The following is a 20,595-nucleotide window of genomic DNA, read 5'->3' as shown; positions in this document are numbered from 1 at the left end:
TATCCAAAACTGTTTTAAAGTTTTGCCATTGTCACTCTCAAAATTCCATCAGTATTTTTTAACTTTTCTACAGCCTCATCAGGTAGATCACCGTCTATCTCGCATACCATAACAGCTTTCTCGCCCTTTTTGTTCCTGGACACCTGCATTGTAGCGATATTGATTCCATATTCACCCACTATGGTACCAATTCTGCCTATCATACCAGGCTTATCTATGTTCTGGATAAGAAGCATATACTTTTCTGGTTTGAAATCTACTTTATAACCAAAGAAATCAATTATTCTTCCTTCATTGTTATACACCGTTCCAGAAAGTTCTAATACCTTCTCATTTGTAGTAAACCTTGCAGTTATCATATTTTTAAATTTACCTGCTTCTTCTGTTTTACTTTCAACTACCTCAATTCCCTGTTCCTTTGCTAATAGCTGGGAATTTACATAGTTGACAGTATCCTGTACCGAAAATTCAAGATAGCCTTTTAAAAGTGCACGTGTAAGCCAAGTTATTGCTTTCTCATCTATCTGTCCGCTGTAGACAATTTCAATTTTATTGGCAAAAGCTCTTTCTGCCTGAATAAAAATCTTTCCCATTGCTTCAGCAAGCTCTAAATATGGCATAACTTCTTCAAGCTTTTCCTTTTCAAACGCCGGAAGATTGACAGCATTTTTAGCAATACCGCCTTTGAGCACCGCTGCAACCTCTTTGGCAACAGACACAGCAACATTTACCTGAGCTTCCTGTGTCGATGCTCCAAGATGAGGTGTTATTACCACATTGTCAAGCTCTAAAAGTGGGTTGTAGAAGTCCTGTTTTTCAACCTCAAAGTTTGGTTCTTTTTCAAGAACATCAAGTGCTGCTGCTGCGACTATGCCTTCTTTTATAGCATTGTAAAGATCTTTTTCGTTTATAACACCGCCACGCGCACAGTTTACTATCCTGACACCTTTTTTCATCTTTTTGAACTCTTTTTCTGAAATGAGATTATACGTCTCTTTTGTCTTTGGCGTGTGGATAGTAATAAGGTCAGATTCTCTAAGTAATGTGTCAAAGTCAACCTTTTCAACACCGTATTTTTTGAACTTTTCATCAGAAACATATGGGTCAAATGCAATGACCCTCATTCCGCAAGCTTTGAGTCGTTCTGCAACAAGTGCTCCAATCTTTCCAAAACCAATAATTCCTGCTGTTTTTTCGTAAAGCTCAACACCTTTGAATTTATTTCTTCTAAAATCGCCCTGTTTACAAGACATGTACGCCTGTGGGATGTACCTAAATATGCTAAATATAAGACCAATTGTGAGCTCAGCAGCTGCCATAATATTGCCATCCGGAGCATTGACAACAATTATACCCTGTTTTGTCGCGCTTTCTACATCAACATTGTCAATACCAACACCAGCTCTTGCAATCACTTTTAAGTTCTTACCACACTTTATCATCTCTTCGTTCACTTTTGTTGCACTTCTGACAATCAAAGCATCATATTCACCAATTATATTGCAAATCTCTTCATGCGAAAGCCCAAGCCTTTCATCAACCTCAATTCCTTCATTTTTCAGAATATCTATGCCTTCTTTTGCAATCCTCTCAGTCACCAAAACCTTCATTTACTCTCACTTACCTCCTTAGCAATTTCCTGAAGCATAGCTTTTGTTGCATCACCAACTTCAAAGTTTTTGTACCCTACTTCTAAAAGCGCAAGCTCAAAGCATTCTATGGTTTTCAAAAGATCAAATTCGTCAACATATCCCATATGACCTATTCTTATAATCTTTCCTTTAAGTGTTGCCTGCCCTCCTGTTACCATTATATCATATTTCTGATTCATTATCTTCCTTACCTTTTCTATATCCACACCTTCCGGTGACTTTATTGCAGTAATTACCGCAGATGAGTATTCTTTCTTTGGGAGAAGCTCTAAATTAAGCTTTTCAGCAGCAAGCTGAGTAAGACGTGCAAGGCGTGTGTGACGTTTAAAATTGTTTTCAAGTCCATAATCTAAAATTAGTCTTAGCCCCGCATCAACAGCTCTGATTAATGTCACAGCTGGAGTGAATGGAGTATCCTGACTTTCCTTTAAAAGATTGTCTTGATACTTTTTAAAATCCCAATAAAACTTTCTAAGTTTTGACGTTTTGTAAAACTCCCAAGCTTTTTCTGACACTGAGACAAAGGCAAGACCCGGTGGGGACATCAAAGCTTTCTGAGATCCTGTAACAACTACATCAACACCCCACTCATCAGTCTTTAAATCAATTGCACCAAGTGAACTTACAGCGTCCACAATTAAAATCTTGTCTGTATTTTTGATATACCTTGCAAGCTTTTCAATAGGATTTGTAACACCTGTTGATGTCTCATTGTGTGTAATAAACACACCTTTTATGTCTTTGTTAGACTCAATTATTTCAATTACTTCGTCAATATTCGCAACATCACCATAAGGATATTTCTTTTCAATTACATTAAGACCAAACGTCTTGCATATATTTATAAACCTATCCCCAAAGACCCCTACTGAAACAACTAAAACAGTGTCACCTTCAGAAAAGAAATTGACAGCGCTTGCCTCCATTGCACCAGTTCCTGACGCTGCAAATGTTAAAACATTGTTTTTTGTCTGAAACACTTTTTTTAAGTTTTCATTCACTCTTGAAAAGATTTCTCCAAACTCTTTTGTGCGATGGTGAATAATCTGTTGTGACATGGCAGAAATAACCTCAGGTGGTAGCGGAGTTGGCCCAGGCGTCATCAAAAGCTTTGGTTTCCTCATATTTAAACTCTACCCCTTTCAACAAACTCAATTTGTTTTAAGTTGATTATATCTAATGCGACGTACAATGTCAATAATTTGACAATCTTATTATTATACATTTTAGACATATAATAATTAGATGTTTTTGTATATTTAAAACAACTTCTTGCAACAAAAAATTGGTAATATAAACAAAAAGCCGGCAAGAAGCACCGGCTAAAACCTTCTTTTGCAGAATCTTTATTTATTTTTTTTGTTCTCATCGTCCTCTTCATCTTCATATTCATCATCGTCTTCTTCATCGTCAAGCTCTTCTTCAAGTTCGTCAAGATATATTATTTCATTGCAGTTAGGACATTCAATCTCGTCCTCGTTTAAGTACTCATCTTCTTCTAAATAAAAGGTAACCTTGCAGTTTGGACAAGTCACTTCTACCAAGTCCTCGTCTTCTTCCTCATCATAGTAGTCATCATAATCCTCGTCATAGTTTTCATACACTTCATCTTCTAACTTTTCTAAATCCTCATCTATTGAGTCTACAACATCTTCCAGCTCTGCCTGCTTTACATCAAGCTCGTTTATTGCATCTGCAAATTCGTCAAGCACATCAATGATGCTCAGAAGAAGCTTGCCTTCTTTTGAATCCTCATTTATGCCCAAACCCTCTGCAAGTCCTCTCAAATATGCAACTTTTTCATACAAATTTTCCATTAAAGTATCCTCCTAAAATACAGAATAACCTTGTCTATACATAATATTTACCCATAAAAAATAGTTTATACACACAGCATATAATTGAAAAATATCAAATTAATTACACTCGTGATAGATACTCTTCTGTTGACGTGTCAATCTTAATTTTATCGCCGACATTGATGAAAAGCGGAACCTGAATTACAGCACCTGTTTCAACCTTTGCAGGCTTGGTTGCACCTGTTTGAGTATCACCTTTAAAGCCAGGTTCTGTGTCTATTACCTCAAGTTCAACAAATCTTGGTGGCTCGACACCAAATACAACCCCATTGTGCGAAAGAACAGTCACAGTCATGTTCTCTTTGACAAACTTGAGTGCATCACCAACCATATCATGACCTAGGGCAATCTGCTCATATGTCTGTGTATCCATGAAATAGTAAAGTTCACCGTCGTTGTAAAGATACTGCATCTCTCTTCTCTCGATGTGAGCAAGAGGCATTCTCTCGTCTGGTCTGAATGTCTTTTCAATCACAGCACCTGTCTTTATATTTTTAAGCTTTGTTCGAACAAAAGCTGCACCTTTACCAGGTTTTACATGCAAAAACTCAATCACTTGAAATATCTGACCATCGTACTCTATTGTTAATCCTCTTCGAAAATCGCCTGCCTCAACCATCAGCTTCCCTCCGATTAAAAATTTTGCTCTTCTATTTTATCAAAAACAACATATTTTTTTCAACCAAATTAAAATTCCTTTACATCCTCGCTATCCACCTCATATACATCTAAAATCTTTCCTTTTGAAAGTGTGCCATAGACCTTTTCAACCTTTGCATATATATACTTGCCAACAAGGTCTGCCGCATCATCAAGCTCTATTCTATTCTGATTTACATACCCAATTGCATTTTTGGAATTGAATCTGTCTTCTTCCTCAACAAATGCTAAAACCTCATCTCCTTCACAAAGCCAGCCACACAACGCCATGTAATGATCTTCATCCTTCACAGGACATATAGTAAACTTATTAATGTGAATATTTGAAGAAGCTTTGACATAAATTTTCTTTTTGTATTTTTTCTCAAGCTCTTCTATTCTGTCAATTTCACCCTTTCTTAAAATCTCACATACTTTTGTGTTAATCTCAACAAAGAATTTGTCTTCTACTTTGTTTTTGCAATACCACTCAATCTCTTTCAATGCTTTAAATGCGACACTCTCAGGAGACAAAATCTTACCAGTACCCTCACAGTAAGGACAGTTTGATTGCATAACGCATGAAAGTCGTTGCCTTACCTTCTTTCTTGTCATCTCAACAAGCCCAAGAGGCGTTATGTCAACAACAACAGTTTTTGTCTTGTCTTTTTTTAGGGCCTCTTTTAAAGCATCTAAAACTATCTTCTGATGATCTGGATTTTTCATATCAATAAAGTCAATTATGATTATTCCACCAATATCTCTGAGCCTTAGTTGCCTTGCAATCTCCTGTGCAGCTTCAAGATTTGTCTTTAAGATTGTTTCTGCAACATCATTCTTGCCAACATACTTTCCTGTGTTGACGTCAATCACAGTCAATGCCTCTGTCTCATCTATTACTATATAACCACCACTTTTTAACCACACTTTTTTCGATAATGCCTTTATAAGTTTTTGTTCTATCTGAAAATATTCAAATATATTAGTCGCAAGGTTAAAATACTCAACTTTATTTTTCAAACTCGGTGCATAAGAGGACAAAAATTCTATAATCTTGTTATATTTTTTCCTATCGTTTATAACAAACCTGTCAACCTGGTTGGTAAACATGTCTCTTACAGCTTTGAATACAAGGTCATAATCTTTGTAAAGAAGAACAGGAGCACTCTGACAGCTTTTTTGTTTTATTTTTTTCCACATATTCTTTAAAAACTCAAGTTCACTCTTCAAAACCTCTTCACTCTTACCTTCAGCTGCAGTTCTGACAATCAAACCCATTCCCTCTGGTTTTATCTTGCAGGCTATCTCTTTGAGCCTCTGCCTTTCTTCTTCACTCTCAATCCTTTTTGAAACACCAACATATTCTGTACATGGCAAAAGAACCAAGTATCTTCCCGGCAACGTTATGTTTGTAGTGACCCTTGGCCCTTTCTGGTCATAGCCCTCTTTTATTACCTGTACAACTATCTCTTGACCACACCTCAAAGCCAGCGGATTTGTTTTTATTTCGTAATACTCATCAGTATCCCCAAATTCAAGTCTGTTCACATCACCAAGATACAAAAAAGCATTTTTCTCCTGACCAATATTGACAAAAGCTGCATCCATACCAGGCAGAATGTTTTCAACTACCCCTTTGTAAATATTCCCTATTATACTTTGACTGTCCTCCCTTTCAATATAAATCTCGACAAGCTCTTTATCCTCTAAAACAGCTACCCTTGTTTGGTTAAAACTTACATCAACTATAATTTCACTTTGCATTATATCACCCTTTTATAGTTAACTTTTACCCTTTCAACCTTAACTATTCTACACTCAATATTATACTCTTGCAAAAATTCTCTTAATATATCTTCTGGTTTTATATAGCTTCCATTCAAAACGTTTATATGAAAGCTTATTTTTACAGTTTTATCTTCTCTTTCACACTCATAGTTCAAAAGAAAATCGAAAATCTTTTTTATTGTTACTTTGCCTTCTTTTTCTTTCTTTACAGCAGGATTTTTTTTCATAAACTCCTCAAAGTACTTACAAAATTCTTCCTCAACTTCAACAAAACATTGATAATACATATCACTTACTTGTATTTTATCAGTAGCCAGCTCAACTTTCAACATTTTTAATCCTTCTGGCAACACTTTATTGAAACTATCAATGATACTGTTCTCAAGTTCCTGCTCACATTCAACTTCAAATATCTCTTCTTTTGAACAAAGCCCAACTGGCATTGGAAGAATAAAAACTATTTTTGGGTGTGGGTTGAATCCCTGTGTAAACTTAAGTTTTATATTTAGCCTTCTAAATAACCTTTCAAATAACCTTGTCATGTCAAGATGGGATATAAACGCTGCTGGTAAATCTCGTGAGAAATAAAACCTGTATCTATTTGCCAACACAAATTCCCCCTCGAAAAGAAGCTACACCACAACCCATGCATCTTTCAAAACACGAACTTGTGGTTTTTGCTTCATATGCCAAAAGACACTCTTTCTTTAAAAACTCCTTGGTCACACCTGTGTCGATAATGTCCCATGGCAAAACCTCATCAAAGTCTCTTTTCCGGTCAGAGTAAAACTTCCAGTCGATATTTTCTCCCACAAATGCCTTTTCCCACTTTGAAAAATCAAAAAACTCACCCCAGTCGTCAAACTGGCAACCAAGAGCAACTGCTCCTTTAATCACCCTTGAAAGTCTTCTGTCTCCTCGTGAAAGTACCGCTTCAAGTTTACTAAGATAAAAATCATGCCAGCTATACTCAACATCCTTTACCCTTTTGAGGTTTTCTTTTAAAAGTTTCATCTTTCTTTGCATGTTTTCAATACTATCTTGTGCTTCCCACTGAAAGGGCGTGTGTGGTTTTGGTACAAAAAAGGATGTGGATACTGTTATTCTAACCTTCTTTTTAAACCCAAGTTCCTTGTAAATTTCCCTTATATTCTTTGCTATTGTATATATCCCAAGAACATCTTTATCTTCTTCAAGTGGAAGACCAAGCATGAAATAAAGTTTTATATTCTGAAACCCTCTTTCAAACGCAAGCTTGACTGTAGAGTATATATCTTCATCTTTTATATTCTTGTTTATAATATCCCTTAGTCTCTGTGTTCCTGCCTCGGGCGCAAAAGTTAGTGTAGGCTTTCTAACTTTTTCAACTTCTTTCAAAAGGTCCAAAGAGGTAGAATCAAGCCTTAAAGATGGCAGAGAAATGTTTACTTTTTTCTCTTCTGCAAATTTCAAAATTTCTCTTGCAAGCTTATCTATATCCGGATAATCACTTGTGCTAAGGGATACAAGAGTTATCTCATTGCATCCGCAATTTTCAACAAGTTCTTTTGCATACTGTAAAATCTTTTCTGCTTTTCTGAATCTAACAGGTCTGTATATTACACCTGCCTGGCAAAACCTACACCCTCTCGCACACCCTCTAAAAATTTCCAGAGTTATTCTATCATGAACAACTTCTATAAGAGGAGTTATCATTTTTGTTGGAAAATAGCTTGTATCTAAATCTTTTACAATTCTTTTTCTTACTTTCTTGGGCACATTTTCAGATACAGGTGTTATAGATTTTATAATACCATCTTTGTTATATTCAACATTGTAAAGCGAAGGAACATAACAGCCCTCAATAGATGCACATTCAAATAAAAATTCTTTTTTTGTCATGTTTGAAAATTTATATCTTTTAAAAAGATCAATAATCTCCAAAATGACTTCTTCACCCTCACCAATAACAAACACATCAACAAATTCCCACAAAGGTTCTGGATTGTACGTACATGGACCACCCGCAATCACAATTGGCATTCCCTTTTCTCTTTTTTGACTTTCAAGAGGAAGACCACAAAGTTCAAGCATCTTCAAAACATTTGTATAGCTCATCTCATATGAAAGAGAAAATCCTAATATATCAAATCTATCAAGTTCAGTAAAAGTTTCAAGTGAGAATAGTTTTATTCCCTCTTTTTTCATCCTCTTTTGCATATCAATCCATGGCATAAAAGCCCTTTCGCAGTATACATCTTCTCTTTCATTCAAAAGATGATACAAAATCTTAAGTCCCAAGTTAGACATGCCTATTTCATATACGTCCGGAAAGCAAAATGCAAATCTAACATCCACCTTTTTAGGGTCTTTTTTTATCATGTTTATTTCGTTGCCGATATATCTTCCCGGTTTTTCGACATCATAGAGCAGTTTAAATACCTTGTCTTTTACAACCACTTTTGTCCTCCACCTCTTCTTTATATAAAAATACAATAAGCTACAGGCTACCCTGTAGCTGAAAAGCTTAAAAATCTTAAATTCTATTATTCCTCAAAGAAAATAAAAGCAAACGTCCCAGGTCCAACATATGTGCCTATTACGCTACCTATTTGAGTTACGATAAGCTCGCCAGGCGAAATTTCCTGTTTTATTGTATTTATAAGTTCCTCAACTTCACTTAAATCACCTGCATAACAAAAACCACAAACCTGATTTTTAAGGTCCAATCCTTTTTTATTTACCTCTTCAATTATTCTTGGCAAAGCTCTTTTCATGCCCCTTACTTTATCAAGTGGCTCAACCACTCCGTCAACTATATGAAGAATAGGTTTTATGTTTAAAATATTACCGATAGTTGCCTTTGCAGGTGATATTCTTCCGCCTTTTTTGAGATATTCTAAGGTTTCAACCGCAAAAATATGTCTTATAGTATTTGTTTTTTGTATTATAAATGAAGCTATATCTTTTGCTGGCATACCTTCATCTGCTAACCTTTTAGCTAAAATAGCTAAAACTCCAGTACCTATCGATGCGCTTTTACCATCAATAACAAAAACCTTTTGAGAATCTAACATGTCTCTAGCCAAACATGCAGAATTATAAGTCCCTGATAGTTTTGATGAAAGATGAATTGATACAATCTCATTACCATTTTCAATCTCTTGTTTAAATATATCCAAAAACTCTTCCGGGCTTGGTTGAGATGTTCTTGGAAGAACTGTTGATGATGTTAATTTTTTGTAAAACGTTTCAGGTGTAATTTCTACCCAGTCTTTATAAACTTCGTCTTCAAAAAAAACCTTTAATGGTACCATTTTGATACCAAATTCATTTAGCATCTGAGGGCTCAAATCACACGTCGAATCTGTAACTATAGTAACACCCATTTAAAATCCCCCTTTTATCTCTATGGACTAGACAAGATTAGGAAAGCCAAGCTGTCTGAGAGCTTCATATAAAACAATAGCAACCGAATTTGAAAGATTTAAAGACCTCACATCGCTTATCATAGGTATTCTGTAAGTCCTATGTATGTTCTGTTCAATCAGCCACTGAGGAAGACCAGCTGTTTCTTTGCCAAACATAAGATAGCAATTGTCTTCATATAGCGCCTGGGTATAATATTGTTTGCCTTTGGTAGAAAAATAGAAAATGGTTGCTCCTCTGTTTTTTTCAAAAAAGTCATTCAAATCCTTGTATATCTTTACATCCAAATACTGCCAGTAGTCAAGACCTGCTCTTTTCAAGTACTTATCTTCCAATGAAAAACCAAGAGGCTCTATAAGATGGAGCTTGCTTCCTGTACATGCACACGTTCTTGCAATGTTTCCTGTATTGTATGGAATTTCAGGTTCATGTAACACAATGTTTATTGGCATAATATAGAACAACACTCCCCCTTTCGTCATTTAGTTTTCCATGAACGCAACATCCAAATCAATTTTATCCCCGTTGTCAAGTAAAAGCGGAACACATATGTTTATCATTTTAGATGTGCTGAGCGTCATGTTCTCACCTATTAAAATTGAAGGGGGTGTTATCTCAACCTTCAATCCTTTTTGTGAAAAAAGTGTTGAACTATTACCCATAATCATATTTGCCATCTCACCAATCGCACTTTTGGCAAGCTCATCAAATTCTGATACAGGATATCCTCCCATCATCATTGATGCAATATTTTTAGCTGTTTCAATTGACATGCAAAAGTTTACTTGTCCTTTTATATTCCCTGTCATTCCAATTATAACAACAACTTGGTCAACTTTATATGTTGGTTCTTTAATGTATACTTTCCCAAGCTTAAAGTCAATGTTTGCAACCTGTCTTAGTACTTGCTGGCTCGCTTGTATAAATGGATTGATGTATTCAACATTTACATTTGCCATCCAAAATTGCCTTGTTACCCTGCCATTTTACTTGGCAGAATACAAGACTTTCCTCCTTTCTTCATTTTAGTATCTTTTCAAATAGGAATGATCTTTTGATTTTTATTGCCTTTGCAGGACAAAGTTCGTGACAGCAATAGCATTTTATACATTTTTTCAAATCGAGGTACGCTTTTCTGCTCTTCATCTCAATAGCCTGAGCTGGACAAGCGTTGAAACACTCTGCACAACCTATACAAATATTTCTGTCGAAAACTGGTCTAGGTGAGAGAAAACTATCCAAAAACCTTGACAAAAACTGTGGAAGCCTTCCTTTCACAAAAGAAATCTCGGGTCTTAAGACGAGTTCAAAACTCGATGGTGCAACATCTTCAATCATCTCACCAACAATCTCAACCTCATCAGGATTTAAAAGTCCTTTCTCCTTTGCCACCTCCAAAAGAGGAACATCTTTTATGTCAAGCCCAATAATCTTACAAGCCACATAATCCAAAGCAATTGCATCCTCGGATATTAGCAAAATTCCAAGCTTTTTAGGTTTTCCTGCCGACGGTCCTTCTCCTTCCATTGCAACAATACCGTCCATAATATTTAACATTGGCTTTGCTACTATGAAGATTTCAATTAGCATCTCCATAAATCTTCTAACATCCTGGAACCTAAAATGCATCTCAGCTTTCTGTCCACCTGGGACAAGCCCAAACAAATTCTTAACAGCACCTGTGAAGACTGCCATCTGATGGGTTTTAAGTTTTGGAAGATTTATGATTCCCTGGCTTTCAAAGTATGGGGATATCAATGAAAGTTTTTTAAAAGTTGACCTTTCGACATTAAGGTCTCTATAAGACGTATCATAGTTTAAATAAACATTTTCAAGATTTTCAAGTACTTTAATTCCTGCAGCCTGGTATATATTTTCAAGCCTCTTTTTGGTGTACGGACCACCTGGACTGTCGGCTATTATAACCTTTGCTACTTTCTCTTTAATAATTTCTACTGTTGCCTGAACAACAGTAGGATGGGTGGTAACAGCATCTTCAGGGCTTTTTTTCATGAGAAGATTCGGTTTTACAAGTACGCAATCTTTTTTTGGAATTTCACAACCTATTAGGTTTATACCCTTTAAAATTGCATCTTTCACATTCTGAAGGTTATATGTATCACACTTTACAATCGCAACCTTACACATTAATTGTTTCCCCCAAAACAAACTTTTCTATTGCTCTTGCCACCCCATCATCATCGTAAGAGTTCGTCACATAATCAGCTATTTCTTTAAGTTCTTCAATAGCATTCTCCATTGCAATACCAAGCCCGGCAAATTCAATCATCTCAAGGTCATTTTCATTATCACCTATTGCCATCACTTCCTCTGGTGCTATTCCTAAATAAGAACAGACAAATTCAAGTGCACTCTTCTTGTTAACTCCTTCTTTCATAACTTCTAAAATGTTAATGTCTGATTTTGTGGTTTCAATACCTGAAATTTCTCTCTCTATTATTTTCCTTACATAGTCTACTTTTTTCAAATCAGCGTCAATAATAACAAATTTGGTGATTAAATCAGCGCAGGCTTTAAGGGTATTTTCAGAATCGTCAATTATGATATTAATTCTCTCTTCTTCAGGAAGTTCCTTATTCTTTTCGTAATAAAATTTAGATGAATAATCAAGCCTTCTTGCTATCATTGTGTCCTGGAAATAGTAATGATAATAGATGTCATTTTCTTTGCAAATTCTGGCAATTTCCAGACTCTTTTCATTCTCAAGACCTATATAGTAGATATCTTTATTTTTCTTGAGGTCTCGCACAATTGCACCGTTGCAGGCAACAATAACCTGGTCATAAAGTCCTAAAACCTTTGCAAAATACATCACGCCTTTGAGGATTCTTCCTGAGCACAGAACAATCTTCACACCTTTTTTCTTTGCAAGCTCAATAGCTTTTTTGTTCCTGTAAGAGATATTTTTGTTTCTGTCTAAAAGTGTCATGTCAAGGTCAATTGCAATAAGTTTGTACATCTTTTACCTTCACCTATATTAATAAATTTTAAAAATAATTTGTTACAATTTATTATATCAAAAAAAAATAAAGGCTGCCAATCATGGCAGCCTTTATTTTTGAAATTAGTACATATCAGGTGCTGGAGCTGGTGGATTCTTCTCTTTTTCAGGTTTTTCAGCAACAACTGCTTCTGTTGTCAGAAGCATTGCAGCGGCTGATGCAGCATTTTGTATAGCTGTTCTTGTAACCTTCGTTGGGTCAACAATTCCCGCCTCGAACATGTCAACAAACCTCTCGTTGAGTGCATCAAATCCAACACCAGCTGGGCTCTCTTTTACCTTGTTTACAATAACTGAACCGTCTAAACCAGCATTTTCAGCTATTTGTCTGAGTGGTTCTTCCAGAGCTTTTCTTACAATCATTGCACCTGTCTTCTCATCACCAGTGAGGCTTTCAATGAGCTTATCAAGTGCTGGAATTGCATTAATTAGAGCTGTACCACCACCAGGTACAATTCCTTCTTCTACTGCAGCTTTTGTTGCAGCAAGAGCATCTTCAATTCTAAGTTTCTTTTCTTTGAGCTCAGTCTCAGTTGCAGCACCAACATGAATTACTGCAACACCACCAGCAAGCTTTGCAAGTCTTTCCTGAAGTTTTTCTCTGTCAAAATCAGATGTTGTTTCTTCAATCTGTTTCTTGATAGACTGAATTCTTGCTTTGATTTCGCTTGGGTCTCCTGCACCGTCAACAATGATAGTATTTTCTTTCTGAACTTTTACTTGTCTTGCACGACCAAGCTGGCTGAGTTTTACCTCTCTCAAGTCAAGACCAAGCTCTTCAGAAATTACTTGACCACCAGTTAATATTGCAATGTCCTGCAGCATTGCTTTTCTTCTGTCACCAAATCCTGGTGCTTTTACTGCAACACACTGGAGTGTTCCTCTGAGTTTATTTACAACAAGTGTTGCCAAAGCTTCGCCTTCAACATCCTCTGCAATTATCAAAAGTTTTCTCCCCTGCTGAACTATCTGTTCAAGAAGTGGCAAGATATCTTGGATTGTCGAAATTTTCTTATCTGTAATCAAGATGTATGGATCATCAAGCACTGCTTCCATTCTCTCTGTATCTGTTACCATGTATGCAGAGATGTAACCTCTGTCAAACTGCATACCTTCAACTATCTCAAGAGTTGTTTCTGTTGTTTTTGACTCTTCAACAGTAATAACACCATCATTTGTTACCTTCTCCATTGCATCTGCAACAAGTTTACCAATCTCTTCGTCTCCTGCTGAGATTGAAGCAACATATGTGATGTCTTCTTTCCCTCTTACCTTCTTGCTCATCTTTCTAATTTCTTCTACAACAACTTCAACTGCTTTCTGTATACCCTTTCTTAAAATCATTGGATTCGCACCAGCTGCAATGTTCTTAAGACCTTCTCTTATCATTGCCTGTGCCAGAACTGTTGCAGTTGTTGTACCATCACCTGCAATGTCGTTTGTCTTAGACGCAACCTCTCTTACAATCTGTGCTCCCATGTTCTCAAATGGGTCTTCCAGCTCAATCTCCTTTGCAATTGTAACACCGTCATTTACAATCTGTGGTGAACCAAATTTCTTCTCAAGAACAACATTTCTTCCTTTTGGTCCAAGTGTAACTTTAACTGTATCTGCAAGTTTATTAACACCACGCTCTAAAGCCCTTCTTGCCTCTTCGTCGAATAATATCATCTTTGCTGCCATCTTTAAACCTACCTCCTTTTCAATTCAAATTAATCTTCAATTATTGCTAAGACATCATCTTGTCTGATTATTGTATATTCTTCACCATCAATTTTGATTTCTGTACCTGCATATTTGCTTACAATTACCTTATCACCTTTTTTCACAACCATTTCAACCTTTTCACCATCAACAATTCCACCTGGACCAACCTCGATTACCTCAGCAATCTGTGGTTTTTCCTTTACAGTATCTGGAAGAACAATACCGCTCTTTGTTACCTCTTCTCTCTCCTTGAATTTGATTAGAATCCTATCACCAATTGGTCTTATCTTCATTAAACTTCCCCTCCTTTTTCAAGTTTGTTAGCACTCACTTTGAATGAGTGCTAATCACAATAAATACTATAGTATATTCTTCCTTTTCTAATCAAGTTTAATTTTGCCCAAAAAAAGCACGCTATATTCAATTTTCGTCGAATTTAAAGGGAAAATATAAAAATATCTTCTTCAGACTCTCATTTTCTCTTCACTGCTTTAATTTTTACATTACGCTATTCACTTAAATCTTGTAAAATTTGTTTTCGATACTGGGTAGGACTCAGACCTGTATACTTTTTGAAAATGTCATTAAACCTCTGAAGTGAAGAAAATCCACACATCATTGCAATATTGCTAATCTTTAGATTTGAAATTGTAAGATACTCTTTTGCCTTTTCTATTCTCTTTGAAAGTAAATATTCTTTTGGTAAAACCCCAAAATGGTTTTTAAATATCCTTGAAAGACTACTTTCAGACACGAAAAACCGCTTTGCAACATCACCCATTTTTATATCTTCCATGTAGTTTTTGTCAATATATTCTTTAATATGTTTTACAATCATTGAATAGTCGTAATTTTTTATCATTTCAAGACTATCAACTTCCCGTGTTATATATACGAAAAGCTCTAAACATTTTATATAAAGAAGAATACTATTTTTGTTTTCTTTTGCCTCATGAAGAATAGATTCTAAACAAAAGAAAATATTGCTTCTTTTTCGAACATGAAAAAAGTAAAATTTATTTGCTATGTTTTCTAAAACTTTTAAAAAGCCATAAATTTCTTTAAGATCATTTACCTTTGCTTTGCTATCTGGATTTAAATAAAATCCTATTACAATAAATTCAGCCTTGCTCGAACCTGTAACCTCAAACTTATGCTTTGTAAAGGGTTTTATTATCAAAAGGTCACCAGCTTTTAGATCAATTTTTTCTTCCTCTACCCAAAAATCAATGTTTCCTTTCTTTATGAATATAAGTTCATAACTGTCATGAATATTATAATCCATTTTCCAGCTATTATCATGAACTCTCTCAAGCGTCTTTACTATTACAGGCAGGATTTTATTAATTGCTTCTATCATCTTCTAACCCCGCTTGCTTTACTTATGACTATTATATACTGCTTCAAAAATCTCTTCATATGTCATTGCTCTCAAAAATTGTATCCTTCGCCCCACCAATAAGTTAGAATTTAGATTTTTGCTTTTTAAAAACCTTTCAAACGACTCTTTGTCCTGAATAACTCCATTTCGGTAAAGAACATCTGCAATGTTTTCAATATTGTCAATATAAATGTCCACCGTACTATTAAGATTTGGTAAAACTTCTTTAGCGTTCGAAATAGTGATAAAATACATTGCACAAACACCAAGTATCCATCCAATTCCTATCCCCAGCAACAAAAACTTGTACCACCTCAGCTTCTCTCCCTCCCAACTATTCTTATAGCAAGTTTTGCTTCACCCTTGCCAATATTTAAGATCGATGCAATCTCATCTACTGTATACCCCTGTTTGTAAAGATCAACTGCTTTTCTGTAAAGCTCTTCTTTTGACTGTTTTTTGCTCTCATTTTTTCGCATATCATTTACATGTTCAATAAAATCTTCTTTTTGTGCATAAGTTTTTGTTTCGTTCGTTTTTTCAACTTTTTTTTCAGTGTTTAGATGCTCAGTATTACCTTTGATTGGCACTTTTTCAATGTCTAAGATCTCACCTTTGGCCCATCTTACCTTGTTTTCTATTCTTTCAATAATATATTCACCAAAATTATCTAATTCTTCAATAGTCTCAATGGCTTCATTCAAAAGCTGTGAAAGAGTTTTTTGAGCCTTTTCTGATTCATGTAAAATCTTCTCTCCTCTTTCTATATCCTTTTTTAACAACCTCAGCGACCACAATACTACAATTAACCCAAAAAATATAAATAATATTACATAGGCATCCATTTTCTTCTTATCTTCTCCTTAACACAAAACTTTATATTCTAATATCAAATCCCTTCTGTTGCTTTTTGGATTTCTTAGATTCCTGTTTTTCTTTTTCTTGTTTTTGTGTAAACCTAATTTCAGATACATTCTCCTTTTCTCTAACCCTTCTCAAATCTTCATATACCTTTGACTGGTTTTTCTGGCTATTTATGTGTTTTAACATATTCTCTTTCTGTTGCTCACTAAGCACAACCTGTGACACCTCTGTCGATTTTGGGTACAAAATCTTTACATCAATTGGTCTTATATTCATTTTCTTTCATCTCCTTTTATTTCCAAGGAAATTCTAAATATAGTTATCTTTAAGCATATGGTGCTATCTTTATATCTGCATCCTCTCTATAAATCTTACAATATTTTACTGGTTCTTTTATAAGTTTACATACATTCCCTATTGTTATCTTAACCCCTGGATATACTGTATCCTGAACCTTAACAATCCCTTCGTTTCTCTCCTCAAGTCGCTTTTCAATTTCTTCAAATTCACTCTGCAATGTTTTTAATCTTTCTGATGCTGTTATCTTTGACCTTGTAAATTTTTGAAGCATCTCTCTTTTCTCATCTGTTAAAAGACCTGCTGCTTCTATCTTTTTCAGAACCTCAATTCCTTGATCACATTTTTTTATGTTTTCTCTTAACTCTGACATCTCTTTTTTTATCTCTCTGTACCTTTCCAACATAATAGGATCAACCCCAACTTCTATTTCAGTAACAGTAGAAAGATACGAACCTATCACTTTTGCTTCAACCTCTTTACCAACCTTACAAGACCCACCAACAATAGAAGCTTTCCTGCCAACAAGTACAAGTTTATTACCGCACTTTATGTCACTATGAACAATTGCTTCTGCCTGAACATCTTCTCCAGCAACAACAGTAGCATTCTCAATAAACTTTGCAAAAACACTCTTGCCGGCAATAACTCTGCCCTTACCCATACCTGTTATTCCTTTGTGCAGTACTACATTTCCTTTTGCCTCAATTTCAGCTGCCTCGACAATACCATCTACCTCTATATTCCCCTCAGCAACAACCTTAAACCCAGAAAGCACACTTCCTTTTATGTGAATATTACCAACAAAGTTTATGTTACCCGTTGAATTGTCTATATCAGAGTTAATCTCCAATGTATTTAATACTGTAACCTTTCCATCAATTATGCACACCTGACCATCGCACGCAGCTTTTAATGTATGACCGTCAGAATCTATGTATGTATTTTTCCCCCTTGGGAGATTTAACTTCCTACCTTTTTGCCCTCTTATCACCCCTCCAAAAACATCCATACCATTTTCTCCATCAATTGGATCTATCATCGTGACAAGAACATCATCTTTTCGCACATTCTGGACAATTCCTAAGTCCTTGTAATCTACTCTTCCATCAGGAAGTTCTTTGGGTCTTATCTCACGTTTGACATCAAAGTGGTATATAAGCTTGCCATCCACAGGTTTACCAGGCGGCTTTCCTTGAGCTACCACAACAGGTGTCCCAAAAATAGGATTTTCAATAATCTTCTTTATGGCTTCTTCATCTATCCCAAATGTAATTTTATTTTCTCTCAATTTATTCATCACATTTTCATATGTCAAATCTATACCATTTTGATTCTGTATAAGCACTATACTTGCTTTTAATCTATCAGATGTCACCATAACCTTTATATCAACCTTTTGTTCATTTGACATTTTAATGTACCCCTTTCCCCGCAAAAAATAAATACTACTTTTCCAAATACTTTTGTAACGCACTTCTGAGTTTTAAAAGTGCTCGTGTGTGAAGCTGACTAACACGTGACTCAGATACACCCAGGATTTTTGCTATCTCTTTTATGCTAAGATCTTCATAGTAATAAAGCACTATCACCATCCTTTCATTCTCCATAAGACTATCTATCTGTTGTCTCAAGACTTCTCTGAGCTCTTCATTCTCTATAAAATGTTCCGGCTGAGACACAAAATCTTCAAGTCCGCCAATTTTGCTTTCATAGTTCTGTTCCAAGAAACTTTCCAGTGAAATAATCATACCACTGGATATCTTTTCTTGCAGTTTCTGAAGTTCATCAATCGAAATCCCAATTCTCTTGGCAACTTCCTGAACTGTCGGTGTTTTACCTTCTTTTTCTATCTCAATGTACGCTCTTTCTATCTCTTTTGCTTTCTGTCGAATGCTTCTGGGCAAAAAGTCTTGACTTCTAACACAGTCAATTATTGCTCCTTTTATTCTTGTATAAGCGTATGTCTCAAATTTGACTCCTTTTTGACTATCAAACTTCTCTATTGCATCAAGAAGACCAATCGAACCATAACTTACCAAATCGTCATATTCAACATTGCCACCAAAATAAATGGCCATCCTGCCAGCTACAAGCTTTACAAGTGGCATATATTTTATTATAAGCTGTTCTTTTATCTTAGGGTCTTTTGTCTTTGTAAACTTCTCCCACAAAAATGCATCATCCATACCTATTCGTACCTCTCAACTACTCAAGGATTATGGTCCTTGTTGTCATTCAATAAACTCATTATTATACTTCCAAACACATAACCTATAATCGACACTAAAGCAGTTGCAAAAAATGTATAATCTCCGGATTTTTTTGTAAAAAGACATGTAACAAGAACTATACTCCCACCTACAAGCGCTAAAATCTCAGGTAATAATTGCTCCCCTTTCAACTTTCAAGTCTTCTCCTTTAAATTGTTTTTGTCCCCTTGCCAATTGTTTTTATTTCAAGCCTACCATCTTCAGAGTAAAATATAATAGTTCTACCATAATTTCCTCCAGTATCTTCTGCTACAATAGGTATATTTTGTTCATATAAAACTTTTTTGGCAGCATCTACGTTTCTTTTTCCAATGTTCATAAACTCAGAACGTGTTACTTCAAACATCTGAGCTCCACCTGCAAGTTTGGAAACCATATTTTTTTTCGTAGCACCAAGCTCTTCCATTTTCTCTATGAGTAGGGGTATACCTGTATCCGCAAACTTCGCAGGATTAGTATTATTTTTTACACCCCAGCTGTAAGGAAGCATAATATGTATCATTCCTATTATCTTTGTCTTTGTGTCGTATATACACACCCCAACGCAAGAACCAAGTCCAAGTGTGGTAAGCGCATTTGGATAACCAGTAACATTTAAATCTGCCATGCCTACTTTTATAATCTCCATCATCTTTTATGCTACTCCCAGTGCCTTTAACATTTTTTTATATGACTCTATTGTTGGTATAAGGAAAAAATCAGCAACAATCCTACTGCTTTCTTCAAAAATCTCTGTTTCGATATAAAGAGCAGTGTCCCCTGTCTCGCCAAACTGAATAGCAGGAAAGCTTAAAATTGCACCTGCCATATCCTCAGCAAGCTGGGGAACAGACTGAATCATCTTAAAACCTGTAAGAGTTGATAGTGCTGTTAAATATGCCCCAGCTAAAATGTTTCCGATCTCCATCAAAGCAGACTTTTCTATGTCAGTAAATTCATTGTATCCATTTAAAGTTGTACCCATTAACATGTTAACAAGAAGGTGAGCTGATGCTTGAGACATCACAAACATTATAAATCCTTCTATGTCGCCTTCCACGTTCAATAATATTCCAACTACGGGTATCTCTGCTCCGCCAAGAATTTCTGGAACTTCTTGGAGTTTTACCATCTTTACAACAGGAACCTTCATGTTTATTTTTCTACCTATCATCATGGCAAGAGCTGACACTGCATTACCTGTTCCTATGTTCCCAAGTTCTTTTAATACATCTAAATACATTTCGTTTATTTCGCTGTTTGACAAATTCATAAAAATTAAACCTCCTCGGCTTTTTCAAAAAGCACATCTTCAAGGTTGATGATGTTTATGAGCAAGCCGTTATACTTTGCAATAGAAAACTTAAACTCGTTCCTGTCTCTTGTTGCCTGATCAAAATCTTCTTTGGTAAGATATACCACATCTAAAACCTCGTCAATTATAAGTCCTACTTTGAACTCGCCTTTCCAGTTAACAATCAAAATTCTTGTCTCCTCACTAAACGCCTCTTTCTCAACATCAATCTTTTCACGAAGGTCTATAACTGGTACAATCTCACCACGAAGATTTATAACTCCTTTCACATACTCCTTTGTATGAGGTACTCTAGTTATCGGCATAATCTTTTCTATGTTTTCTATATTGTTCACACTCAACCCATAATGTTCATTTGCAAGCCTGAAAACTAAATATTGTTCCATCTTCTCTTTTCACCTCTATACTTTT

24 protein-coding genes are annotated in these 20,595 nt (G+C 35.5%); all 24 read right to left on the bottom strand.

Annotated elements, in window-relative coordinates; genetic code table 11:
* Positions 1-14: 14 nt before the first annotated feature.
* On the bottom strand, positions 15-1,610 hold the full coding sequence (gene serA, locus CaldiYA01_RS02315; protein ID WP_207180932.1) for a phosphoglycerate dehydrogenase: 1,596 nt from the start codon (positions 1,608-1,610) through the stop codon (positions 15-17).
* Positions 1,607-2,776, bottom strand: a complete 1,170-nt coding sequence (locus tag CaldiYA01_RS02310; RefSeq protein WP_207180931.1) for a pyridoxal-phosphate-dependent aminotransferase family protein — start codon at positions 2,774-2,776, stop codon at positions 1,607-1,609. The genes serA and CaldiYA01_RS02310 overlap by 4 nt, the downstream gene beginning before the upstream one ends.
* A gap of 222 nt (positions 2,777-2,998) precedes the next feature.
* Positions 2,999-3,469 (bottom strand): CD1247 N-terminal domain-containing protein, encoded by a 471-nt coding sequence (locus CaldiYA01_RS02305; RefSeq protein WP_207180930.1) that lies wholly within the window; start codon positions 3,467-3,469, stop codon positions 2,999-3,001.
* Positions 3,470-3,572: 103 nt separating this feature from the next.
* Complete coding sequence (efp, locus tag CaldiYA01_RS02300) at positions 3,573-4,130, bottom strand: elongation factor P (protein ID WP_207180929.1); 558 nt, start codon at positions 4,128-4,130, stop codon at positions 3,573-3,575.
* Between the two features lie 68 nt (positions 4,131-4,198).
* Positions 4,199-5,914 carry an Rne/Rng family ribonuclease gene (locus CaldiYA01_RS02295; protein ID WP_207180928.1) on the bottom strand — a complete coding sequence of 572 codons (1,716 nt, stop codon included), beginning with the start codon at positions 5,912-5,914 and terminating at the stop codon, positions 4,199-4,201.
* A complete protein-coding gene (locus CaldiYA01_RS02290; protein WP_207180926.1) occupies positions 5,914-6,549 on the bottom strand; it encodes a TIGR03936 family radical SAM-associated protein in 636 nt (211 codons plus the stop codon). The genes CaldiYA01_RS02295 and CaldiYA01_RS02290 overlap by 1 nt, the downstream gene beginning before the upstream one ends.
* On the bottom strand, positions 6,536-8,377 hold the full coding sequence (locus CaldiYA01_RS02285; protein ID WP_207180925.1) for a TIGR03960 family B12-binding radical SAM protein: 1,842 nt from the start codon (positions 8,375-8,377) through the stop codon (positions 6,536-6,538). Before CaldiYA01_RS02285 ends, CaldiYA01_RS02290 begins: the two co-directional genes overlap by 14 nt.
* Positions 8,378-8,463: 86 nt before the next feature.
* Entirely contained in the window at positions 8,464-9,306 is an 843-nt protein-coding gene (locus tag CaldiYA01_RS02280) for a DegV family protein (RefSeq protein ID WP_207180922.1), read from the bottom strand.
* 27 nt (positions 9,307-9,333) lie between these two features.
* Positions 9,334-9,798 (bottom strand): tRNA (uridine(34)/cytosine(34)/5-carboxymethylaminomethyluridine(34)-2'-O)-methyltransferase TrmL, encoded by a 465-nt coding sequence (gene trmL, locus CaldiYA01_RS02275; RefSeq protein ID WP_207180920.1) that lies wholly within the window; start codon positions 9,796-9,798, stop codon positions 9,334-9,336.
* 30 nt (positions 9,799-9,828) lie between these two features.
* The gene (locus CaldiYA01_RS02270) at positions 9,829-10,305 is read right to left on the bottom strand and encodes a chemotaxis protein CheX (protein WP_207180919.1); all 477 of its coding nucleotides are present in this window, start codon (positions 10,303-10,305) and stop codon (positions 9,829-9,831) included.
* Between the two features lie 61 nt (positions 10,306-10,366).
* Positions 10,367-11,494 (bottom strand): DUF362 domain-containing protein, encoded by a 1,128-nt coding sequence (locus tag CaldiYA01_RS02265; protein WP_207180917.1) that lies wholly within the window; start codon positions 11,492-11,494, stop codon positions 10,367-10,369.
* Positions 11,487-12,326, bottom strand: a complete 840-nt coding sequence (locus tag CaldiYA01_RS02260) for a Cof-type HAD-IIB family hydrolase (RefSeq protein WP_207180915.1) — start codon at positions 12,324-12,326, stop codon at positions 11,487-11,489. The genes CaldiYA01_RS02265 and CaldiYA01_RS02260 overlap by 8 nt, the downstream gene beginning before the upstream one ends.
* A 105-nt stretch (positions 12,327-12,431) precedes the next feature.
* Complete coding sequence (gene groL / locus CaldiYA01_RS02255) at positions 12,432-14,051, bottom strand: chaperonin GroEL (protein ID WP_207180909.1); 1,620 nt, start codon at positions 14,049-14,051, stop codon at positions 12,432-12,434.
* A 29-nt stretch (positions 14,052-14,080) separates the two neighbouring features.
* Positions 14,081-14,368 (bottom strand): co-chaperone GroES, encoded by a 288-nt coding sequence (locus CaldiYA01_RS02250; RefSeq protein WP_011916829.1) that lies wholly within the window; start codon positions 14,366-14,368, stop codon positions 14,081-14,083.
* Positions 14,369-14,583: 215 nt separating this feature from the next.
* A complete protein-coding gene (locus CaldiYA01_RS02245) occupies positions 14,584-15,435 on the bottom strand; it encodes an AraC family transcriptional regulator (protein ID WP_207180905.1) in 852 nt (283 codons plus the stop codon).
* A gap of 18 nt (positions 15,436-15,453) precedes the next feature.
* Positions 15,454-15,750 carry an MltG/YceG/YrrL family protein gene (locus CaldiYA01_RS02240; RefSeq protein ID WP_207182705.1) on the bottom strand — a complete coding sequence of 99 codons (297 nt, stop codon included), beginning with the start codon at positions 15,748-15,750 and terminating at the stop codon, positions 15,454-15,456.
* 20 nt (positions 15,751-15,770) lie between these two features.
* Positions 15,771-16,301, bottom strand: a complete 531-nt coding sequence (locus CaldiYA01_RS02235; protein ID WP_207180903.1) for a DUF6115 domain-containing protein — start codon at positions 16,299-16,301, stop codon at positions 15,771-15,773.
* A 31-nt stretch (positions 16,302-16,332) separates the two neighbouring features.
* Positions 16,333-16,596 carry a hypothetical protein gene (locus CaldiYA01_RS02230; protein ID WP_207180901.1) on the bottom strand — a complete coding sequence of 88 codons (264 nt, stop codon included), beginning with the start codon at positions 16,594-16,596 and terminating at the stop codon, positions 16,333-16,335.
* A 49-nt stretch (positions 16,597-16,645) separates the two neighbouring features.
* The gene (locus CaldiYA01_RS02225) at positions 16,646-18,031 is read right to left on the bottom strand and encodes a DUF342 domain-containing protein (RefSeq protein WP_207180899.1); all 1,386 of its coding nucleotides are present in this window, start codon (positions 18,029-18,031) and stop codon (positions 16,646-16,648) included.
* A gap of 34 nt (positions 18,032-18,065) precedes the next feature.
* Positions 18,066-18,806 carry a FliA/WhiG family RNA polymerase sigma factor gene (locus CaldiYA01_RS02220; RefSeq protein ID WP_207180897.1) on the bottom strand — a complete coding sequence of 247 codons (741 nt, stop codon included), beginning with the start codon at positions 18,804-18,806 and terminating at the stop codon, positions 18,066-18,068.
* Between the two features lie 23 nt (positions 18,807-18,829).
* On the bottom strand, positions 18,830-19,021 hold the full coding sequence (locus tag CaldiYA01_RS02215) for a hypothetical protein (RefSeq protein WP_207180895.1): 192 nt from the start codon (positions 19,019-19,021) through the stop codon (positions 18,830-18,832).
* Positions 19,022-19,038: 17 nt separating this feature from the next.
* Positions 19,039-19,521 carry a chemotaxis protein CheD gene (locus CaldiYA01_RS02210; protein WP_207180893.1) on the bottom strand — a complete coding sequence of 161 codons (483 nt, stop codon included), beginning with the start codon at positions 19,519-19,521 and terminating at the stop codon, positions 19,039-19,041.
* A gap of 3 nt (positions 19,522-19,524) precedes the next feature.
* The gene (locus CaldiYA01_RS02205; protein WP_207180891.1) at positions 19,525-20,142 is read right to left on the bottom strand and encodes a chemotaxis protein CheC; all 618 of its coding nucleotides are present in this window, start codon (positions 20,140-20,142) and stop codon (positions 19,525-19,527) included.
* Between the two features lie 5 nt (positions 20,143-20,147).
* A complete protein-coding gene (locus tag CaldiYA01_RS02200) occupies positions 20,148-20,570 on the bottom strand; it encodes a chemotaxis protein CheW (protein ID WP_207180890.1) in 423 nt (140 codons plus the stop codon).
* Positions 20,571-20,595 lie beyond the last annotated feature (25 nt).

This window comes from Caldicellulosiruptor diazotrophicus (assembly GCF_017347585.1).
GTDB classification, from domain to species: domain Bacteria; phylum Bacillota; class Thermoanaerobacteria; order Caldicellulosiruptorales; family Caldicellulosiruptoraceae; genus Caldicellulosiruptor; species Caldicellulosiruptor diazotrophicus.
Note: the sequence above shows the minus strand (reverse complement) of the source record. Positions and strands in the feature narration are given on the sequence as shown.